A 17,646-nucleotide genomic window follows, 5' to 3' on the forward strand; every position below is an offset into this window, starting at 1 on the left:
CGGGCCTTGCAGCACAGCAAGTGTGCAGATCCATCACTATTCGGTGAACGTGCATGAACCAGACCCGAACCCTACAAGACGCACGCCAAAGATATATCCGCAAAGTGCTGGCCCACACCAAGGGTGACCTGGAGCAGGCCAGCCGCATCCTGGGAATCACTCCGGCGGCCTTGAGCAACTTGCTGCGCCAATCGGAGACCCCGCCGTCCGGGGAGGGAAAGCGGTCTTTGTCTGAACCCAAACAAGGGTGGAAGCATGAAAAAGAAACTTAGGTTGTTCGTGGCGCTGGCGGCGATGCTGGCCCTGTTGGTGCCGGCCGGCGCGGCCCTGGCCGCCGATCCCATCGTGATCGGTTGCCCCTTGTCCACCGCCTTCCTCTATGGCTGGGACGCCGAGCGGGCGGTCAAGCTGGCGGTGGAGGAGATCAACGCCGCCGGCGGGGTGAAGGTGGGCGGCGAGATGCGCCCCTTCAAGGTGGAGGTTATCGACACGCGCGATTTGGAGCCCGGCGTGCCGGTGAGCGAGGCCCTGATGGGGGTGGAAAAGCTCATCCTGGAAAAGCACGCCAACTTCCTCATCGGCGGCCCGGTGCGCTCCGAGGCGGCCCTGGCGGCCATGGCTCTTTTAAGCAAGCACAAGATGATCTCCATCCTCACCACCGGGGCCCTGACCCCCAAATACCACGCCACGGTGGCCAAGAACCCCGAGAAGTTCAAGTACCTGTTCCGCATCTCCGGCGAAGTGGTGTGGATGCTCAAGGGCGAGATGATCCCGGCCCTGGTGGCCGTGGGCAAGGAGTACAAGCTAAAGAGCATGTACATCATGGTCCAGGACGTGGCCTGGGCCCGCGCCCTGGGTGATCTCATCGGCAAGATCATGACCAAGCAGGGCTGGCAGGTGATGGGCCACAACGTCTACCCCACGGGCACCACTGATTATTCGATGGGCCTGGTGGAGGCCAAGAAAAAGGGCGCCCAGGTGCTGGTGCTGGCCATGGACATGCCCGAGAGCGCCGTCCTGCTCAAGCAGTGGTACGACATGAAGGTCCCGGCCCTGCCCTTCGGCACGGTGCTGGCGGCGGCCGAGCAGCCCGGTTTCTGGAAGGCCACCGAGGGCAAGGGTGAGTACACCCTGGCCAGCGTGGTCAACGCGGGCAACGCCCCCAGCAACGCCACTCCCTGGACCATGAAGTTCGTCAACGCCTACCAGAAGAAGTACGGCGTGGAGCCCGAGGGCTACGGCACCTCCTCCAGCTACATGGCCGTCTACGTGCTCAAGGACGCCATCGAGCGGGCGGGCACCCTCAACTCCGACAAGGTGGCCAAGGCCATCGAGCAGACCGACATGATGGGCGTGTACGGGCGCATCCGCTTCGATCCCAAGTCCCACCAGATCATCCCCTCGATAGACCCCAAGGAGGGCGCGGTGGGCACCATCTTCCAATGGCAGAAGGGCAAGCGGGTGGTGGTGTTCCCGCCCAAGATCGCCACCGGCAAGATTCTGCTGCCTCCCTGGATGAAGGCTGGCAAGTAGCTTTGGCCCGCACCTTATGAACCCACGGCGCACCGGCCCACTAGACCGGGCCGGTGCGCCTCAAGCAAGGGCATAAGCTCATATGGACATATTGATCTACGGGTTCATCAACAGCGCCACCCTGGCCCTGATGGCCTTGGGCTTCACCCTGGTCTACGGGGTCAGCCGCCTGCCCAACTTCGCCCATGGCGCCCTGTACGTGCTGGCCGGCTACATCTGCTGGTTGTTGCTCAATCGGCTGGGCCTGCCTTATATCCTGGCCATCGCCCTGGCCCTGGCCTTTGTGGCCGTGGTGGGCGGGGCCATGTACCAGCTCATCCTGGTGCGCATCCGGGGCATGTCCATCAGCGAGATCATCGCCTCCTACGCCATCGGCCTGGCTATTTTGGAAGGCCTGCGCTGGGGCGGGCTCAAGGGCGGCACCTTCACCCTGTCCGCCTTTCTGGAGGGCAGCGTGGACCTCTTGGGCGTGTCGGTGGATTTCCAGCGCATCCTGGTGGTGGTGCTGGGCGCCTTGCTGGTGGGCCTACTCTATTTCTTCGTCAATCACACCCGTTTGGGCCTGGCGCTCAAGGGCATGGCCCAGGACGAGCGGGCCGCCCTGACCCTGGGCATAGACAGCGACCGCATGGCCGTGGCCTCCATGGCCCTGGGCTCGCTGAGCGCGGCGGTGGCCGCCCTGATCCTGCTGCCCCTGGGCAGCATCGTGGTGGAGGCCGGCTATCACGTGCTGATCATGGCCGTGGCCGTGTGCATCGTGGGCGGCCTGGGCTCCTGGACCGGGGCCATCCTGGCCAGCTTCGTCATCGGCTTCGCCCAGATCCTCACCACGGTCTACCTGGGGGCCCACTTCCAGGTGGTGGTGGCCATCCTGGCCATCATCCTCACCCTGATCCTTCGGCCCTCGGGCCTGTTCGGCAAACAAAAAGAACTGGAAGAGAGGGTCTAGCCATGGCCAAGGCACAAGAATCAAGGCGCAAGGAACGTCTGGACCGCGGGGTCAAGGTGCGCTCCGACGGGGTCTACGCCGTGGCCTCCTGGCGGGAGATGGCCTTCCTTTTGGGGCCGCGCCTGTTGTTGATCGTGGGTCTGCTCGTCATGCCCCTGGTGCTCATGCCCTCGCCCTATTGGCAAAAGGTGCTCACCATCATCTGCATCTATTCCCTTTTGGCCATAGGCTTCGATTTCCTGGCCCATTACGTGGGCCTGGTCAGCCTGGGCGGGGCGCTCTACATCGGGGTGGGGGCCTATATCTCGGCCCTGCTGAACACCGAGATGGGCCTGCCCATTTGGGCCACCATCCCCCTGGCCACGGTGTTGGGGGGCGGGGTGTGCACCGTGCTGCTCTGGCCCTGCCTGCCGCTCAGGGGGGTCTACTTCGCCATCGTCAGCCTGATGTTTCCCCTGCTGGCCGCCCGGCTCATCGAGGCCTTTGACGTTTTCGGAGGCACCGACGGCATCATGGGCCTGGACGGTTTTCCCAACCGCTGGAGCGAGATGTACGTGCTGATCATCTGCCTGCTCCTGGTCCTGTTCGCTCTCCGGCGGCTGGTCAACGAGGACGTGGGCCTGGTGTTCCGCGGGGTAAAGGACAACGACCAGGCGGTGAAAGCCAGCGGCATCGACATCACCACCTATAAGGCGCTGGGGGTGTTCATCGCCTCCTCGTTGGGCTGCCTGGGCGGGGCCTCGTTGGCCCACATCTACATGTGGGCGGGCATCAGCCAGTTCGCCCTGGACTTTTCCATCATCCCCATCGCAGCCACGGTGGTGGGCGGGGGCGGCACCCTGGCCGGGCCGGTGATCGGCTGCCTGATCCTGGTGCCCATCTCCGAGCTTCTGCGGGACTTCGGCACTCTCCGGGTCGCGGTCTACGCCCTGATCCTCATGGGCTTCATCGTGTTCAAGAGCGAGGGGCTGATGAGCTACGGCAGCCGCAAGTACAACCAGTTCGAGCACTGGGTGGAGATCTAGCATGGCCGACGAGCCCATCCTTTCCGTGCGCGACGTGAACAAGACCTTCGGCGGGGTCAAGGCCCTGACCGAGGTGAGCTTCGACCTGATGCCCGGCGACATCCTGGGGGTGATCGGGCCCAACGGCAGCGGCAAGACCACTCTGGTCAACGTGATCACCGGCTTCGTGCGGGCCGACAACGGCCAGGTGCTCTACAAGGGCAAGAACCTGGTGGGCAAGGCCCCCCACAAGATCGCCGACCAAGGGCTCACCCGCACCTTCCAGGTGATGCGCCCCTATTTCAGCCTGCCCGCCTACAAGAACCTCATCGTGCCCCTGTTCAGCCCAAGGGCCCGGCGCACCGGCGGCTGGCGGGGCGGGGGGCGCATGGGCTCACGCGACACGGTAGCGGTGGACATCCTGGAGGAGATCGGCTTCGAGCGCGAGTCCTACGTGCCCTACAAGACCGCCTCCAGCCTGCCCACCGGCTATTTGAAGCGCCTGGAGCTGGCCCGCTGCCTGGCGCTCAGGCCCGAGGTGATCATCTGCGACGAGGTGTTTTCCGGCCTGTCCATGAGCGAGATGGCCTCCATGGTGCCCTTGATGGAAAAGCTGCAGATGGAGGGCATCACCCTGATCATGGTGGAGCACCGTTTGCGCGAGCTGTTCCGCCTGGCCAACCGGGTGATGGTTTTGAACTTCGGGGCCAAGATCGCCGAGGGCAGCCCGGCCGAGGTCATGGAAAACAAAGAGGTCAAGGAAGCCTATTTCGGCTCCGAGGAGGTCTTCAGCTATGTTTGAGGCCCTGGGCCTGATGGTCTTCTACGAAAACATGCTGGCCCTGAACAACGTCAGCCTGGCCTGTGGCGACAACCAGATCGTGGGCGTGTTCGGGGCCAACAGCGCGGGCAAGTCCACCCTGATGTACACCCTGAGCGGCATCATGGAGGACATCGCCAAAAAAGAGGAGATGGCCGGCGGCGAGCGCATCACCCTCAGGGGCAGCATCAACTTTCACGGCCGGGAGATCATGCACGACAAGCCCTCGCGCCGGGCCAAGGCGGGCATAATCCTTTGCCCCGAGCGGCGGCGCATATTCCCGGAGAGCTCGGTCATCGAGAACCTGAAGATCGGCGGCTACCTGGCCAAGCCCTCCCAGGCGGCCGAGACCCTGGAGTACGTGTTCAAGATCTTCCCGCCGCTGACCAAGATCAAGCACCGCCTGGGCGGCTTCCTCTCCGGCGGCGAGCAACAGATGCTGGCCATCGGCCGGGCCCTCATGGCCCAGCCCAAGCTCTTGCTGTTGGACGAGCCCCTGCTGGGCCTGTCCCCGGCGATCCAGTATTGGCTGGCCAAGTCCATCAAGGAGATCGCCGACGAGCGGGGGGTGGCCATCATCGTGGCCGAGCAATACGCCCGGCCCATCATGCCCATCATCGACTACGGCTACATCCTGGAGAACGGCTCGGCGGTGGTGGAGGGCGACAAGGATGAACTGATGAACAACCCCGACGTCAAGTCGGCCTACTTCGGGGCGTGAGCATGCAGGCGGAATACACCTACACCCGCTTCGAGCAGGCGGCCCAAAAGTATCCCCACAACGCGGCCCTCATCTTCCTGGGCCAGCGTTTCACCTACGCCAAGCTGAAGGAGATGGTGGACCGCTTCGCCACCGGCCTGGCCCGGCGGGGCATCGGCCGGGGCGAGAGGGTGCTGCTGTATCTCAACAACAGTCCCCAACTGGTCATCGCCTGGCTGGCCACCCAGAAGATCGGCGCGGCGGTGGTGCTGGTCTCGCCCATCTACACCAGCCACGAGATCGCCTACATGGTTGAGGACTCCGGGGCCAAGGCCATCATCTGCCACGACACCAACTACGGCTACGTGGCCGAGATATTCGAGGGCAGCAGCCTGGAGACCATCATCGTCACCAGCCTGTTGGACCTGGTCTCGCCGCTGAAGCGGGCGGTGGCCTCCCTATTCGACAAGGCCCCCACCGGCACGGTGAAGGGCGGGCCGGAGACGGTGTGGTTCAAGAAGGTTCTGGCCGCGCCGCCCGATCCGCCCCAGGTGGAGCTGGACCCGGTCACCGACCTCTCCTACATCCTCTACACCGGCGGCACCACCGGCTTTCCCAAGGGGGTGCCGGGCAACCACTGGGGCCACTGCTCCTACGTGGCCGACGTGATGCACGACGTCTTGGAGGGGCACGTGCGGCCCGGCCAGGACGTGTACATCGCCATCAACCCCCTGTTCCACATCATGGCCCTGGGCCTGATGATGGCCCTGGGGCTCAACCAGGGCAATACCACGGTGCTCATGCCCCAGCCCCAGGTGGACGCCATCCTGGAAGCCATCCAGCGTTACAAGGTGCGCTGGATGCTGGGGGTGCCCGCCCTGTACCGCATGATCCTGGAGAACGACCGCCAGCACTTCTACGACCTCAGCTCGCTGAAATACTGTTACTGCGGCGGCGACGTGCTGCCCCGGGAGGTGCTGGCCCGCTGGAAACAGCGGGTGGGCTCGCCCATCTACCAGGTCTACGGCTCCACCGAGGCGGGCCACGTGACCTACAGCCGCATCGACGCCGGAGAGCCCCCGGCCATGAGCATCGGGGTGCCGCTGACCAGCCGCCGGGTGCTTTTGGTGGAGCCCGACAGCCTGGAGCCGGCCCCGCCCGGCGAGCTGGGCGAGCTGTTGGTCACCAGCGACCACGCCATGAAGAGCTATCTCAACAAGCCCGAGGAGACCGCCGCCGCCTTTGTGGAACTGGACGGCGAGATCTACTACCGCACCGGCGACTTCGTGAAGCAGGGCGAGGACGGGCAGATCTACTACGTGGAGCGCTCGGCCGACATCCTCAAGCACAAGGGCTACCGGGTCAGCGCCTCGGAGATCGAGGCGGTGCTCCAGGACCACCCCGTGGTGGTGGGGGCCTGCGTGGTGGGAGTGCCGGATCAGAAGGTGGGCGAGCGCATCAAGGCCATCGTGGTGATGAAGGATGACGCCAAGGGGGTGGGAGCCACCGAGCTCATCCGCTTCTGCCGCGACCGCCTGGCCGGCTACAAGGTGCCGTCCTACATAGAGTTCCGGGATATGTTGCCCAAGTCCAAGGTGGGCAAGCTCCTGCGCCGCGAGATTCGCGACGAGGAGCGCCGCCGCCAGGAAAAGGAAAAGACCGCTTGAAACACGGCGCAAGGGAGAGGGAACCATGGAGTTGATGCAAGCCATCCAAGGGCGGCGCAGCGTGCGGGCCTTCAAGGGCGATCCGGTGAGCGACGAGCAGGTGAACGCGCTCATACAGGCGGCGGTGTGGGCCCCCAGCCCCCTGCACCAGCAGCCCTGGTCCTTCGTGGTCATCCGCGGCCCCGAGGCCAAGGCCAAGGTCAATCAGCTGTGCCTGGCTTCCCAACAGGCGGTGGCGGACGGAGGCGGCCCCGGCTGGGCGGGCAAATACAGCTTCGCCTATCTGGACCAGGCCCCGGTGTACGTGGCGGTGTTGTTCGATCCCCAAAAGGCGGGCCTGGGCGTCTATTTCGGCCAGAGCCAGGGCGCCCTGGCCGCGGCCTCGGCGGCGGTGCAAAACCTCATGCTGGCCGCCACCGAGCAGGGACTGGGCAGCCTGTGGCTCACCTTTTTCGACCCCAAGGACATGGCCCGGGCCTTGGGCGCGCCCGAGGGCCTGGAGGTGGCGGGCATAATTCCCCTGGGCGTGCCGGACGAGGAGCCCAAGGCCCCGCCCCGCAAGGACCCCAAGGTGTTCCGCGACTTCTACGGCCAATAAGCCCGAGCTTGATTTTCTGCGGGCCCGCCTCCGTTGCCAAGGGGCGGGCCCGTTTTCGTTGCCGGCCGGGTGGCCTTGTGTTACGCCCTTGGCGGGGTTAATCTAAGCTGGTAAGCAGGTCGCCCCTGATGCGGGTCTCGGCAACGGCGGCCCTGGGCCCTTTCTTTGGCATAAGAGCGTGACATGATCGAAGCATATGAAAACGATCCCCGGCTGGAACGCTATCTGATCGCCTTTCAGAAGGGGCAGACCATCTTTTTGGAGGGCGACGAGTCCCAGGACCTCTACGTGTTGCTGGAGGGCGAGCTGGACGTGCTCAAGGGCGACCAGGTCATCAGCATCCTCTCCGGGCCCGAGGCGGTTTTCGGTGAGATGTCCTTTTTGACGGGCGACAAGCGCACCGCCTCCATCCGGGCCCGCAGCCAGGGCAAGGCCCTGCAGGTGCCCCGCGGAGACATCGGCCAGTTTTTGCAGCAATTCCCCCGGCTGGGCAAGAACATGGCCCAGGTCCTGGCCCAACGTTTGGAAGCCACCAACGACCAGCTCTTCGGGCTCAAGGAGTTCTGCGACATGCTGCCCGACGCGGTGGTGCTCACCGACCAAACGGGCAAGGTGACCGCCCTGAACCGGGCGGCCTCGGAGCTCTACGGCCGCGATTGGCAGCAGGCGGGCCACCGCCCCATGGACGAGCTTTTCGACCAGGGGCATCTGGTGCGCGAGATGGCCTGCCAGGTGCGGGGAGGGGAGCCTTGCCAGGAGCAGGTGGTATGCTGCCAGCATCCCCAAAGCGGCTCCCGCTTCGTTTCCCTGAGCTTCAGCGCCCTCTATGACGCCCAACAGGATTTCAAGGGCCTGCTTTTGGTAGGGCGCGACGTGACCGCGGTGGAGCGTCTCAAGCTCCGCATGCGCCGCCTGCGCGTCTGGCTCATCGCCGCCCTGGCCGCCCTGGTGCTTTGCGTGGTGGGCATGGCGGTATATCCCTACCTGATCACTCAAAGCAACCAGGAAACCCAGTTGCACGAAACCTTCCGCATGCAGATTAGCCGGGACCACCTGTTGCTGCGCTCCCTTTTGGCCGAGGATCTGGCCAAGGGCAACCTGGACCGGGGCGAGGATCTGCTGCGCCGCTTTTTCGCCACCCCCTCGGATGGCGGGCTGCCGCTCACCGGGGTGGTGGTGCTCGATCCCGCCAAAAAGGTCTTGGAGGCCTATTATCCCAAGGGGGCGGACGAGGCCCAAAAGCCGGGCGCCAGCTACGGTCACATCCCCTTTGAAGGCGAAAGTAAGGACCAGCACCGGGTGCTCAAGGTCTTCCACCAGGGCCAGGGCGACAGCGGCAGTTGGGAAGAGTTGCTCATGGCCTTCCCCCTGAGCTATCAAGGCAAGGACCTGGGTTGGCTGCTGTTGGGCCTGGACCCCAAGGTTTTGCAAAAGCGCTACGACCTGGATCATGCGGAGCTGATCAAGCTGAACCTCGCGCCGTCCAAGGAATAACCAGACCGTGACGACCCGACTCCCATTCCCGGCGCTGCCGTGAACCCCGCAATCAAATACCGGCCCATCATGGTGGCCGGCACCGGCAGCCACGTGGGCAAGAGCGTGCTGGTCATGGGCCTGTGCCGGGTGTTCCAGCGCCGAGGCATCGACGTGGCCCCCTTCAAGGCCCAGAACATGGCCCTCAACTCGGGCATCACCCCTCAGGGACACGAGATAGGCCGGGCCCAGGTGGCCCAGGCCCAGGCCGCCGGGCTGGAGCCCTCGGTGGACATGAACCCCATCCTGCTCAAACCGGGCGGGCAGACCGCCTCCCAGGTGGTGCTCATGGGCCGCCCCTTGGGCAATTTGGCGGGTATCGATTATTACCAGCTCAAGCCGCGCCTGGTGCGCACGGTGATGCAGGCCTTTCGCCGCCTAGCCGCCCGCCATCAGCTGGTGATCCTGGAAGGGGCGGGCTCCTGCGCCGAGGTGAACCTCAAGCGCCACGACCTGGTGAACCTGCCCATGGCCCGCCGGGCCGGGGCCAAGGTGATCCTGGCAGCGGACATCGACACCGGCGGGGTTTTCGCCCAGGTGCTGGGCACCCTCAGGCTGATGACCCCCGGCGAGCGCAAGATGATGGCCGGGGTGGTGATCAACAAGTTCCGCGGCGACCCTTCCCTGTTCAGCGAGGGCATGGACTACATCGCCCGCAAGGGCAAGGTGCCGGTGCTGGGCCTGGTGCCTCGCTTCGAGCACATCATGCTGCCCCAGGAGGACGGGGTGGCCCTGGAGCGCGGCGAGCTGGGGGGCCGGGCCGGGTCGGTGCGGGTGGGGGTGGTGCGCCTGAGCCACATCAGCAACTACACCGATTTCGACGCCCTGGCCGCCACCGAGGGGGTGCAGCTTTCTTGGCTGGAGCGCCCCGAGGAACTGGCCGGGCTGGATCTTCTTATCCTGCCGGGCACCAAGAACACCCTGGCCGCCCTGGGTCGCCTGCGCGCCGGCGGGCTGTTCGAGGCCGTGCGGGACTTCCACCGGCTGGGAGGCAAGGTGCTGGGCCTGTGCGGCGGGTATCAGCTTTTGGGCCGGGAGATCGCCGACCCCCAGGGGGTGGAGGGGCCGCCCGGTGCGGAGCAGGGCCTGGGGCTGTTGCCGGTGACCACGGTGATGGCCGGGGACAAGACCACCACCAGGGTGCAAGCTGCCTGCGCCTCGGGGCTGCCGTTCGCGGTGCCCGGAGAGGTGAGCGGCTATGAAATCCACATGGGGCGCACCAAGGCCCGGGGGACGGATCGCCCCGCCTTCCGCTTCACCCAGGTGCTGGGCCGCGAAGAGCGGCGCGACGAGGGCCAGGTGAGCGAGGATGGCCGGGTGGTGGGCACCTATTTGCACGGCATCCTGGACAACGACGATCTGCGCGCGGCGGTGCTGGCCTGGGCCCGCGGCGGCGCGGCGCCGGAGCAAAAGGGGGATTACGCGGCCTTCAGGGAGCGGCAATTCGACCTGTTGGCGGACCATCTTGAGCGGTATTTGGACCTGGAGGGCCTTCTGGAGCCGCAAAACGAATAAAACTTGACGGAAGTGTGACTCTGGCGTAGGAGATAAGACAACATAGAGGAAACGGCGCCGCGAGGCTTAATAGGGAAGACGGTGTGATACCGTCGCGGTCCCGCCGCTGTAACCGGGGACAAGGGTCGCCACTGGCCACTGCCGCTCATTAGAACGGTGGGAAGGCGCGGCCCAAGGATGATCCGGGAGCCAGAAGACCTGCCGTTTCTACCGAAGTATCTGCCGACGGTGATCGGCATCGGCGGCCCGTTGGCCGCTTGGCTTCGGCAGGGGAGATCAAGCAAACTGGGTGCAGTCCCTCCGTTCCGTAAGGAACGGGGGTTTTTTTATGGCCGGCCCCGAATGGCTAGCGGGGCCTTGACGGGAGGCAAAGGCCTCCCGGCATAGCGGACTGGATGCGTGGAAGTGGCGTGAGATTCGCCCGCTGCCCCGCAGCCGTGAGGGGAACGAAAGCCCGAGATGCCACTGTTGCGCGTTGCGCGATGGGAAGGCGGGCCGGTAGGCAGCCCCGAGCCGGAAGACCCATCCAGCCCAGGAACCTCGAGGGAGGAAAGTAATGAGGAAATCGCTGATTATGATGGCGGGGCTGGCCTTGCTGGCAGCCCAGGCCGCGCCTGCTTGGGCCGCGGAAGCCGCTTCCCAGGAGGACGGCAAGACCGAGGCGATCAAGCAGAGCGAGATGGTGGTAACCGCCACCACCACCGAGGAGAACATCAACAAGGTTCCCTCCACCACTTTCGTGGTTACCGACCAGGAAATCACCGAAAAGGCCCAGTGGAGCCTGCCCGACGCCCTGCGCGACGTGCCCGGCCTCTACATCCGCAGCAACGGCCCCTTTGGCGGGGTCACCAGCCTGAGCATGCGCGGCACCCAGTCCGGGCAGACCATGCTCATGCTCGACGGCGTGCGCCTGGGCGACCCCATCAGCACCAACGGCTCCTATGACATGGCCAACCTGCTCACCGGCGGCATCTCCCAGGTGGAGGTGGTGCAGGGCCCGCAATCCACCCTGTACGGCTCCGACGCCATGGCCGGCGTGGTCAACATCATCACCAAGCGCGGCCAGGGCGCGCCTACCGGCTGGGCCTCGGCCGGTTACGGCTCCTACAACACCTGGCAGGGTACCGCGGGCACCCAGGGTCAGATCGACCGCTTCAATTTCATGCTCAGCGGCGGGGGCATCAGCACCGACGGCGTCTCCAAGGCCAAAAGCGGCAGCGAGGACGACCCCTACAACGCCTATCAGTTCAACGGGCGCTTCGGCTTCGACATCAACGACAACACCGAGGTCTACTTCATCGGCTATTACAACAAGGCCGACACCGACTACGACGGCTGGGTCAACGGACAATTCGTCGATACCCCGGACAGCATGACCACCGAGGCCTACACCGGCATCCTGGGCTTGACCAACTCGCCCGTCTCTTGGTGGAACCAGAAGCTGACCTTCTCCTATGGTTCGGTGGACAACGACTACAGCGACGACTCCACCTACAAGTCCTATATCACCACCGCCCAGTGGCTGAACAACCTGCTCTACAAGGACATCAACACCTTGACCCTGGGAGTGAACTGGCAGCGGGAGCAGGGCGAGTACAGCACGGTTTGGGACAGCCTGCCCGAGCAGTCGATGGACACCCTGAGCTTCTACCTGCAAGACCAGCTGAAGGTGCTGGAAGGCCTGTACCTGTTGGGCGGGGTGCGTAACGACGACTACGAACACTTCGACAACAAAACCACCTGGCGGGTAGGCGCCTCCTACACCATCGCGGTCAGCGATACCACCTTCAAGGGGACCTACGGCACCGGTTTCAAGGCCCCCAGCCTATACCAGCTCTACAGCCCCTACGGCGACCAGGACCTGAGCCCGGAGACCAGCAAGGGCTGGGACCTGGGCGTGGTGCAGATGCTGTGGAACAAGCGCATCGAGCTGGGGCTGACCTACTTCAACATCCAGACCGACGACCTGATCAACTTTGACATGAACACCTGGACCTATCAGAACCTGGACCAGGTGAAAAGCCAGGGCGTGGAGTTCTACGCCAGGGCCAACCTGCTGTCCTGGCTGTCGGCGGACTTCTCCTGGACCTATACCGACGCCCAGGACGAGGCCACCGGCAAGGAGCTGGCCTACGATCCCCGGGACAAGGGAACCCTGGGCGTGCGCTTGCCGCTCATGGGCGACCGCCTCAACATCAGGGTATGGGCCTTGTACGTGGGCAACCGCTACGCCGACGCGGCCAACACCACCGAGTTGGACCCCTACGTCACCGTCAACGCAGCGGCCACCTACAAGATCACCAATTGGCTCAGCGTGTACGGCAACGTGGTCAACTTGACCGACGAGGACTACGTGGAGATCCAAGACTACACTACCCTGGGCCTCAGCGGCTTTATCGGCCTGCGCGCCGACTTCTAGACAGCCCTCCAACGCCTTTCGCGGCGGGCCCATGCGCCTTGGGGTCCGCCGCGGAAGGCATCCCACGCGCGCCCGTGGCAAATGGGGCGCCCGTCTTGCCCGCTGGAAATTCCCTTTTGCGCTCGCCCCCAAGTACGGCCTTGTCTTGCCCGGCATGACCCCGTACACTTTACACAGAATAACGGCCTGAAAAGGTTGACGATCGGACTCGTGACCCTTAAAGGGAATTGGGCGCGTGGCGAGCATGGCCATTCAAATAGCCGACGGCTTGCGAAAAAAGATAAGCTCCCGCGCCGCCGCCTCCGGAGGCTTTGCGCCCCTGGGGGGCAGGCCCCCCCGGCCCGACTGCACCGCCTGGGCCATACTGGCCTTGGCATCGATGGGAGAGCCGCGAAACGATCTGCTCCCGGCAAGGCGGTTTTTGGCCGCTTGCCAGGCGCCCGACGGGTCGGTGCCTTTCTCCCCGGAGCAACCCTCGGCCTGGTGGCCCACCGCCCTGGCGGTCCTGGCTTGGTCGGGCGCCCCGGAATTCAGCCAGGCCCAGGCAAAGGCCGTGGCGTTCTTGCTGGGGCACGCGGGACATCATTATAAAAGGAAACCTGACAGCCCTCTGGGGCACGACACCGATCTGCAAGGCTGGCCCTGGGTGGCTAATACCCATGCCTGGGTGGAACCCACCGCGATGGCCGTGGTCGCCCTAAGGGCCACGGGGCATGGCGACCACCCGCGGGTGGCCGAGGCCGTGCGCCTGCTGGTGGACCGCCAATTAAGTCACGGCGGCTGGAATTCCGGCAATACGCTGGCATTCGGGGTGGAACTGAGACCCATGCCCGACGCAACCGGCATGGCCCTGGCCTCGCTGCCGGGGCTGGTTCCCCGGGTCGATCTGCAAAACAGCCTGGATTACCTCTCCTCCGGGTTGCGGCAAAGCCTTACCCCTCTCTCCTTCGCCTGGAGCCTGTTGGGGCTAAGCGCCTGGAGCGTGCCGGCGCCGGATGTCACCGCGGACGTGGGGAGGATATTGAGTCGGCAGGCCAAGCTGGGGGAATACGACACTTCAGAGTTCAGCCAATTGCTGATGGCTAACCAGGCGCGCCGGGGCATGCTGGACTTGGCGATGACCCTGCAAAGGGAGGGTGCATGAAACAAAAGACGCCCAAGAAATATTCGCGCCGGGACGTGCTGGCCCTGGGCATGGGGGCGGGCGTGGCCTTGGGCGGCATGAGCTTCGGCGCCTGGCGCTTGGCCACCTTTTGGGAGCGATCCACCGAGGTGTTCATCGCAAAAGCCAACGATTACAGCGGCGAGCTAAGCAAAACCATCGAAGCCGGGCTGCGTGAGCTGGGCGTGGGGGAGGCGCAGATCAGGGGCAAGAGCCTGCTGCTCAAACCGAACCTGGTGGAGACCTGGCCCAACGTGCACCATGTCTGCACCAATCCCGCCGTGGTCTGGGCGGCGGCGGAAACCTTCTGGCGCCTGGGGGCCTCCCGGGTGATGGTGGGGGAGGGGCCCGGCCACTGCACCGATACCGTGCGCACCCTCGACCAGAGCGGCATGAGCGAAATCATCGACGTCAGAAAGTTGCCCTTTGTGGACCTGAACCGGTACGAGTTGTTCACCTTGCCCAACCAGGGCGGCTTCAGCGATCTGGCCAGCTTGATCTTTCCCGCCACCCTGCGCGAGGTGGACATCGTGGTTTCCATGGCCAAGATGAAAACCCATCATTGGGCCGGAGTGACCCTGTCCATGAAAAACCTTTTCGGCCTAATGCCCGGCAGCGTCTACGGATGGCCCAAGAACCTGTTGCATTACGCCGGGATAGCCAACGCCATCCTGGACATCAACTCCACCTTCAAACCACAGTTGGCCATCGTGGACGGTATCGTGGGCATGGAAGGCGACGGGCCCATCATGGGCACCCCCAAGAAGGCCGGGGTTCTGGTCATGGGCAGCAACCTGCCCGCGGTGGACGCCACCTGCGCCCGCATCATGGGTCTGGACCCCCTGAAAGTGGAATACCTGGCCTTGGCCTCGGGCCGCCTGGGCGCGGTGCGGGAGAGAAACATTGCCCAGCGCGGCGAAACCATTAAAAGCGTGATGACGCCCTTTGAACTCAAGGATTACATCCCAGCCCACCAAAACCTGCGGTTGAAACCACGGCCGGCGTGAACCGAGAAACCGTCAATGTAAAATCTCAAGATTTGCCGACTAGGGGTTCTGTCCCTTTTAATGATATATTTCCCTTACGCCCTTGCCGGAGGAGAGAATAGTTTCATACGGTTTTCTCTTGCACATTGGTCATGGGCAAATCAACCTGAGAACGCTAATCAGTTTTCTTGTTATGTCTCATGATACTCATACCGAATCTATTGCTGCGAAATGGCGTAGCTCCTAATTGATATGTATCAACATAATGTTGCCTAATCCGTTCCATTATTGCGACGCCATAATCGATACCAAAAAATTTATATCCATACTCAGATGTGTCGCTGTGCACTAGCACGGCGTAATCAGGAGGATTGTCTTTTATAGAAGCTAAAATATTTTCCTCGCCGAACATAAATATTTCTGGAGGCATAAAATTTATTATGGCGGTTGGATTTAATCTGCGAGACAAATAGTTGATCATCACGCCTTCCGGCAATACTAGCAGGGAGGAATCCTGGCTGGTATGCTCGGTGAACCAAGTTACGGCGTCGTTAACTAGGACGCCTTTTTTGCTGGTGAAAAATACGTCATCCCCATAACCTACTTTATTTTGTTTCATGCTGTACCTAACAGAACTTATGCTAATAAAACAAGCAATAATAACAACGAATAATGATATCATGCCCGTTAAATATGGCCTACGAAAATCAGGGTTTTTCGCTACACGCTTTAGCCTGTCTGGTACCCAGCTGAACAAGAGACACGCAACTGTTACCATGGCAGGCATGGCCAAATAAAAACCATAATGATATATGCGCGTATGAAACATTATTTTGAATAGTAAAACAAACGAAAAGGTGCAAAAAATCATTGCCGCGACTGTCCTAAACGATCCTGCCACCCATGTCCTACGAATCATAACTAGCAAAGAGCCTGCAACTAATAGCGGGAAAGGGCGCGCAAAATTTACTAGGATATACGATGGCCATAAATAAAATATGATTGCAAAAAGTATGGAGGGTACTAGCGTTATCATCACGGTGATTATCGATAATCTATTAAATTTATTATAATTAAAATGCGATGCTGCGATGATGATGCCTATAAATATTAGATAAAATGCCCCAACGAATGCTATAATGCTGGCGCTTTTAGCTAGATCATTAACTCCCATGGAAGCTTTATAAAAAGGTAGATTCCAGAGGGCTGGCATTTCGGCGTATTTCCAGGAGCCAATAACGGATTCTATGGCTTTTTCACCCGGCATTATTTGTAGATAAGTTAAATATACAATAAATATGGGAACTAAAGACAAGATGAGAACAGTTGTTATAAAATAAATACCGCGCTTTATACCTGAAATTCTCCATAATCCTATAAAAGCCATTAAGATAGCGGAGGCCGCGGCTAAAAACAATTCACTTTTTGTAAGAAAGGTAAGGCCCAATAAAAATCCGGAAACAAACGGCATAAGCCTATTGTTGTTTTTAATATAAAATAAAACAGAAACGATCATTGCTAAAGAAAGCACCATACCATGCGTGGCTTCATGCGAGTATGGCGCAATAAAATTATAGTTACCTATTAATATATATTGGCAAAAAGCGAAAAGAAAAACAAACAACATGGTGCTAATGAAGGCCGCAAAATTAGAGGCAATTTGTCTGGCAACTATGTTGACTAATAATGCAATTATCCCGGCTACCACAAAATTGAAATAAAATATTCTGTTTATTCCTGTGCCGAACAAATTGAATATCAGTGCATTTACATGCGGACTAAGAGGTCCGTTGAAGTAAAAAATATCAATATAAAGGATCTTGCCTTGGTTGATAGCCCATGGAATATATACTTCGCGTCCAAAATCAACAATAGGGTCTGCCCATTTGTCATAGCTAAAGATAAACATCGCGAAGAAGGCCACAATAATAGATAAAGAATATAAAATTTTCTTTGAATTTAAATTCATAATTGCTTTGCTGCTCTCTATCGGCGCTACCACAAATATCAAAGATCCATCTTATTGAAAATGAAACGGGGTAGATGGCGTATCACCAGCATGATGATTTGCCATATTCCGGTGACGTAGACCACCGGGCTACCCTTTTCCATGCCGGAGACGATTTGCGCCGCGGCGACTTCCACGGGTATCAGCTTCGTCCCCTGATCTTTGAATTTGGCGGTCATGGGCGTGTCGGTGGGGCCTGGTTTGATCAGTACCACCTTCACGCCGCTACCGGCGAAGCGGTGCTGCATCCCTTGGGCATAGCGGGTGAGCAGCCCCTTGGCCGCGCCGTAAACGTAGTTGGATTTTCTCCCGCGATCCCCGGCCACCGAGCTGATGATCCCCAGGGTTCCGGTGCCGGCGCGGGCCATGCGCTTGGCAAAAGCCTCGGCGAAAAGGGCGGGTGAGACGGCGGTTATCTCCAAGGCCTGGCGGCATGCCCCCAGATCGTCCTGGCACGCCTGCTGATCCGGCAAGATACCGTGGGCTATGAGCACCAAGTCCACCGCTCCGTCGCCGACCGTGTCTTGCACGATCTTTTCAATTGCGTCGGCCGAAAGGAAGTCAGCGGTCACCGCGTGCGCCCTGACCTGGGGGCCCCGCACCAGCAGGTCTTGGGCCACCCTTTCCAGACGGGCCTGATCCCGTCCGATCAAAGTGATTTCCACTGGAGCCTTTTGGACCCACAAGCGGGCGCAATGTTCGGCGATGGCCGAAGTTGCCCCGACGATAAAAATTCGTTTGAACTCAGCCAC

General features: G+C 61.5%; 15 protein-coding genes and 2 riboswitches. Of the genes, 13 read left to right on the forward strand and 2 right to left on the reverse strand.

The window, feature by feature from the left end; genetic code table 11:
• Positions 1-53: 53 nt before the first annotated feature.
• From AACH32_RS20835 to AACH32_RS03595, 13 genes are all read left to right on the forward strand, one after another.
• The gene (locus AACH32_RS20835; protein WP_350341532.1) at positions 54-272 is read left to right on the forward strand and encodes a helix-turn-helix domain-containing protein; all 219 of its coding nucleotides are present in this window, start codon (positions 54-56) and stop codon (positions 270-272) included.
• Positions 256-1,533, forward strand: coding sequence for an ABC transporter substrate-binding protein (locus AACH32_RS03540; protein ID WP_338605398.1), 1,278 nt, complete (start codon positions 256-258; stop codon positions 1,531-1,533). Before AACH32_RS20835 ends, AACH32_RS03540 begins: the two co-directional genes overlap by 17 nt.
• Before the next feature lie 82 nt (positions 1,534-1,615).
• Complete coding sequence (locus tag AACH32_RS03545) at positions 1,616-2,482, forward strand: branched-chain amino acid ABC transporter permease (protein ID WP_338605399.1); 867 nt, start codon at positions 1,616-1,618, stop codon at positions 2,480-2,482.
• Between the two features lie 2 nt (positions 2,483-2,484).
• Positions 2,485-3,507, forward strand: coding sequence for a branched-chain amino acid ABC transporter permease (locus AACH32_RS03550; protein ID WP_338605400.1), 1,023 nt, complete (start codon positions 2,485-2,487; stop codon positions 3,505-3,507).
• 1 nt (position 3,508) lies between these two features.
• Positions 3,509-4,288, forward strand: a complete 780-nt coding sequence (locus tag AACH32_RS03555) for an ABC transporter ATP-binding protein (protein WP_338605401.1) — start codon at positions 3,509-3,511, stop codon at positions 4,286-4,288.
• The gene (locus AACH32_RS03560) at positions 4,281-5,027 is read left to right on the forward strand and encodes an ABC transporter ATP-binding protein (RefSeq protein ID WP_338605402.1); all 747 of its coding nucleotides are present in this window, start codon (positions 4,281-4,283) and stop codon (positions 5,025-5,027) included. The genes AACH32_RS03555 and AACH32_RS03560 overlap by 8 nt, the downstream gene beginning before the upstream one ends.
• A 2-nt stretch (positions 5,028-5,029) precedes the next feature.
• Positions 5,030-6,673 carry a class I adenylate-forming enzyme family protein gene (locus AACH32_RS03565; protein ID WP_338605403.1) on the forward strand — a complete coding sequence of 548 codons (1,644 nt, stop codon included), beginning with the start codon at positions 5,030-5,032 and terminating at the stop codon, positions 6,671-6,673.
• Positions 6,674-6,698: 25 nt separating this feature from the next.
• Positions 6,699-7,271, forward strand: coding sequence for a nitroreductase family protein (locus tag AACH32_RS03570; protein WP_338605404.1), 573 nt, complete (start codon positions 6,699-6,701; stop codon positions 7,269-7,271).
• A gap of 183 nt (positions 7,272-7,454) precedes the next feature.
• The gene (locus tag AACH32_RS03575; protein ID WP_338605405.1) at positions 7,455-8,765 is read left to right on the forward strand and encodes a cyclic nucleotide-binding domain-containing protein; all 1,311 of its coding nucleotides are present in this window, start codon (positions 7,455-7,457) and stop codon (positions 8,763-8,765) included.
• A gap of 39 nt (positions 8,766-8,804) precedes the next feature.
• Positions 8,805-10,319, forward strand: a complete 1,515-nt coding sequence (locus AACH32_RS03580) for a cobyric acid synthase (RefSeq protein ID WP_338605406.1) — start codon at positions 8,805-8,807, stop codon at positions 10,317-10,319.
• 35 nt (positions 10,320-10,354) lie between these two features.
• A riboswitch (cobalamin riboswitch) is annotated at positions 10,355-10,539 on the forward strand.
• A gap of 181 nt (positions 10,540-10,720) precedes the next feature.
• Positions 10,721-10,841, forward strand: a riboswitch (cobalamin riboswitch).
• A 34-nt stretch (positions 10,842-10,875) separates the two neighbouring features.
• On the forward strand, positions 10,876-12,738 hold the full coding sequence (locus AACH32_RS03585) for a TonB-dependent receptor plug domain-containing protein (RefSeq protein ID WP_338605407.1): 1,863 nt from the start codon (positions 10,876-10,878) through the stop codon (positions 12,736-12,738).
• Positions 12,739-12,982: 244 nt separating this feature from the next.
• Positions 12,983-13,882: a prenyltransferase/squalene oxidase repeat-containing protein gene (locus AACH32_RS03590; RefSeq protein WP_338605408.1), complete on the forward strand. Its 900-nt coding sequence runs from the start codon at positions 12,983-12,985 to the stop codon at positions 13,880-13,882.
• The gene (locus AACH32_RS03595) at positions 13,879-14,907 is read left to right on the forward strand and encodes a DUF362 domain-containing protein (protein WP_338605409.1); all 1,029 of its coding nucleotides are present in this window, start codon (positions 13,879-13,881) and stop codon (positions 14,905-14,907) included. The genes AACH32_RS03590 and AACH32_RS03595 overlap by 4 nt, the downstream gene beginning before the upstream one ends.
• A gap of 154 nt (positions 14,908-15,061) precedes the next feature.
• Here AACH32_RS03595 and AACH32_RS03600 read toward each other — a convergent pair whose 3' ends face one another.
• Positions 15,062-16,897, reverse strand: coding sequence for a hypothetical protein (locus AACH32_RS03600; protein ID WP_338605410.1), 1,836 nt, complete (start codon positions 16,895-16,897; stop codon positions 15,062-15,064).
• Positions 16,894-17,646, reverse strand: a complete 753-nt coding sequence (locus AACH32_RS03605; protein ID WP_338605411.1) for an SDR family NAD(P)-dependent oxidoreductase — start codon at positions 17,644-17,646, stop codon at positions 16,894-16,896. The genes AACH32_RS03600 and AACH32_RS03605 overlap by 4 nt, the downstream gene beginning before the upstream one ends.

This window comes from Desulfoferula mesophila, from assembly GCF_037076455.1.
Taxonomy (GTDB): Bacteria; Desulfobacterota; Desulfarculia; order Desulfarculales; family Desulfarculaceae; genus Desulfoferula; species Desulfoferula mesophila.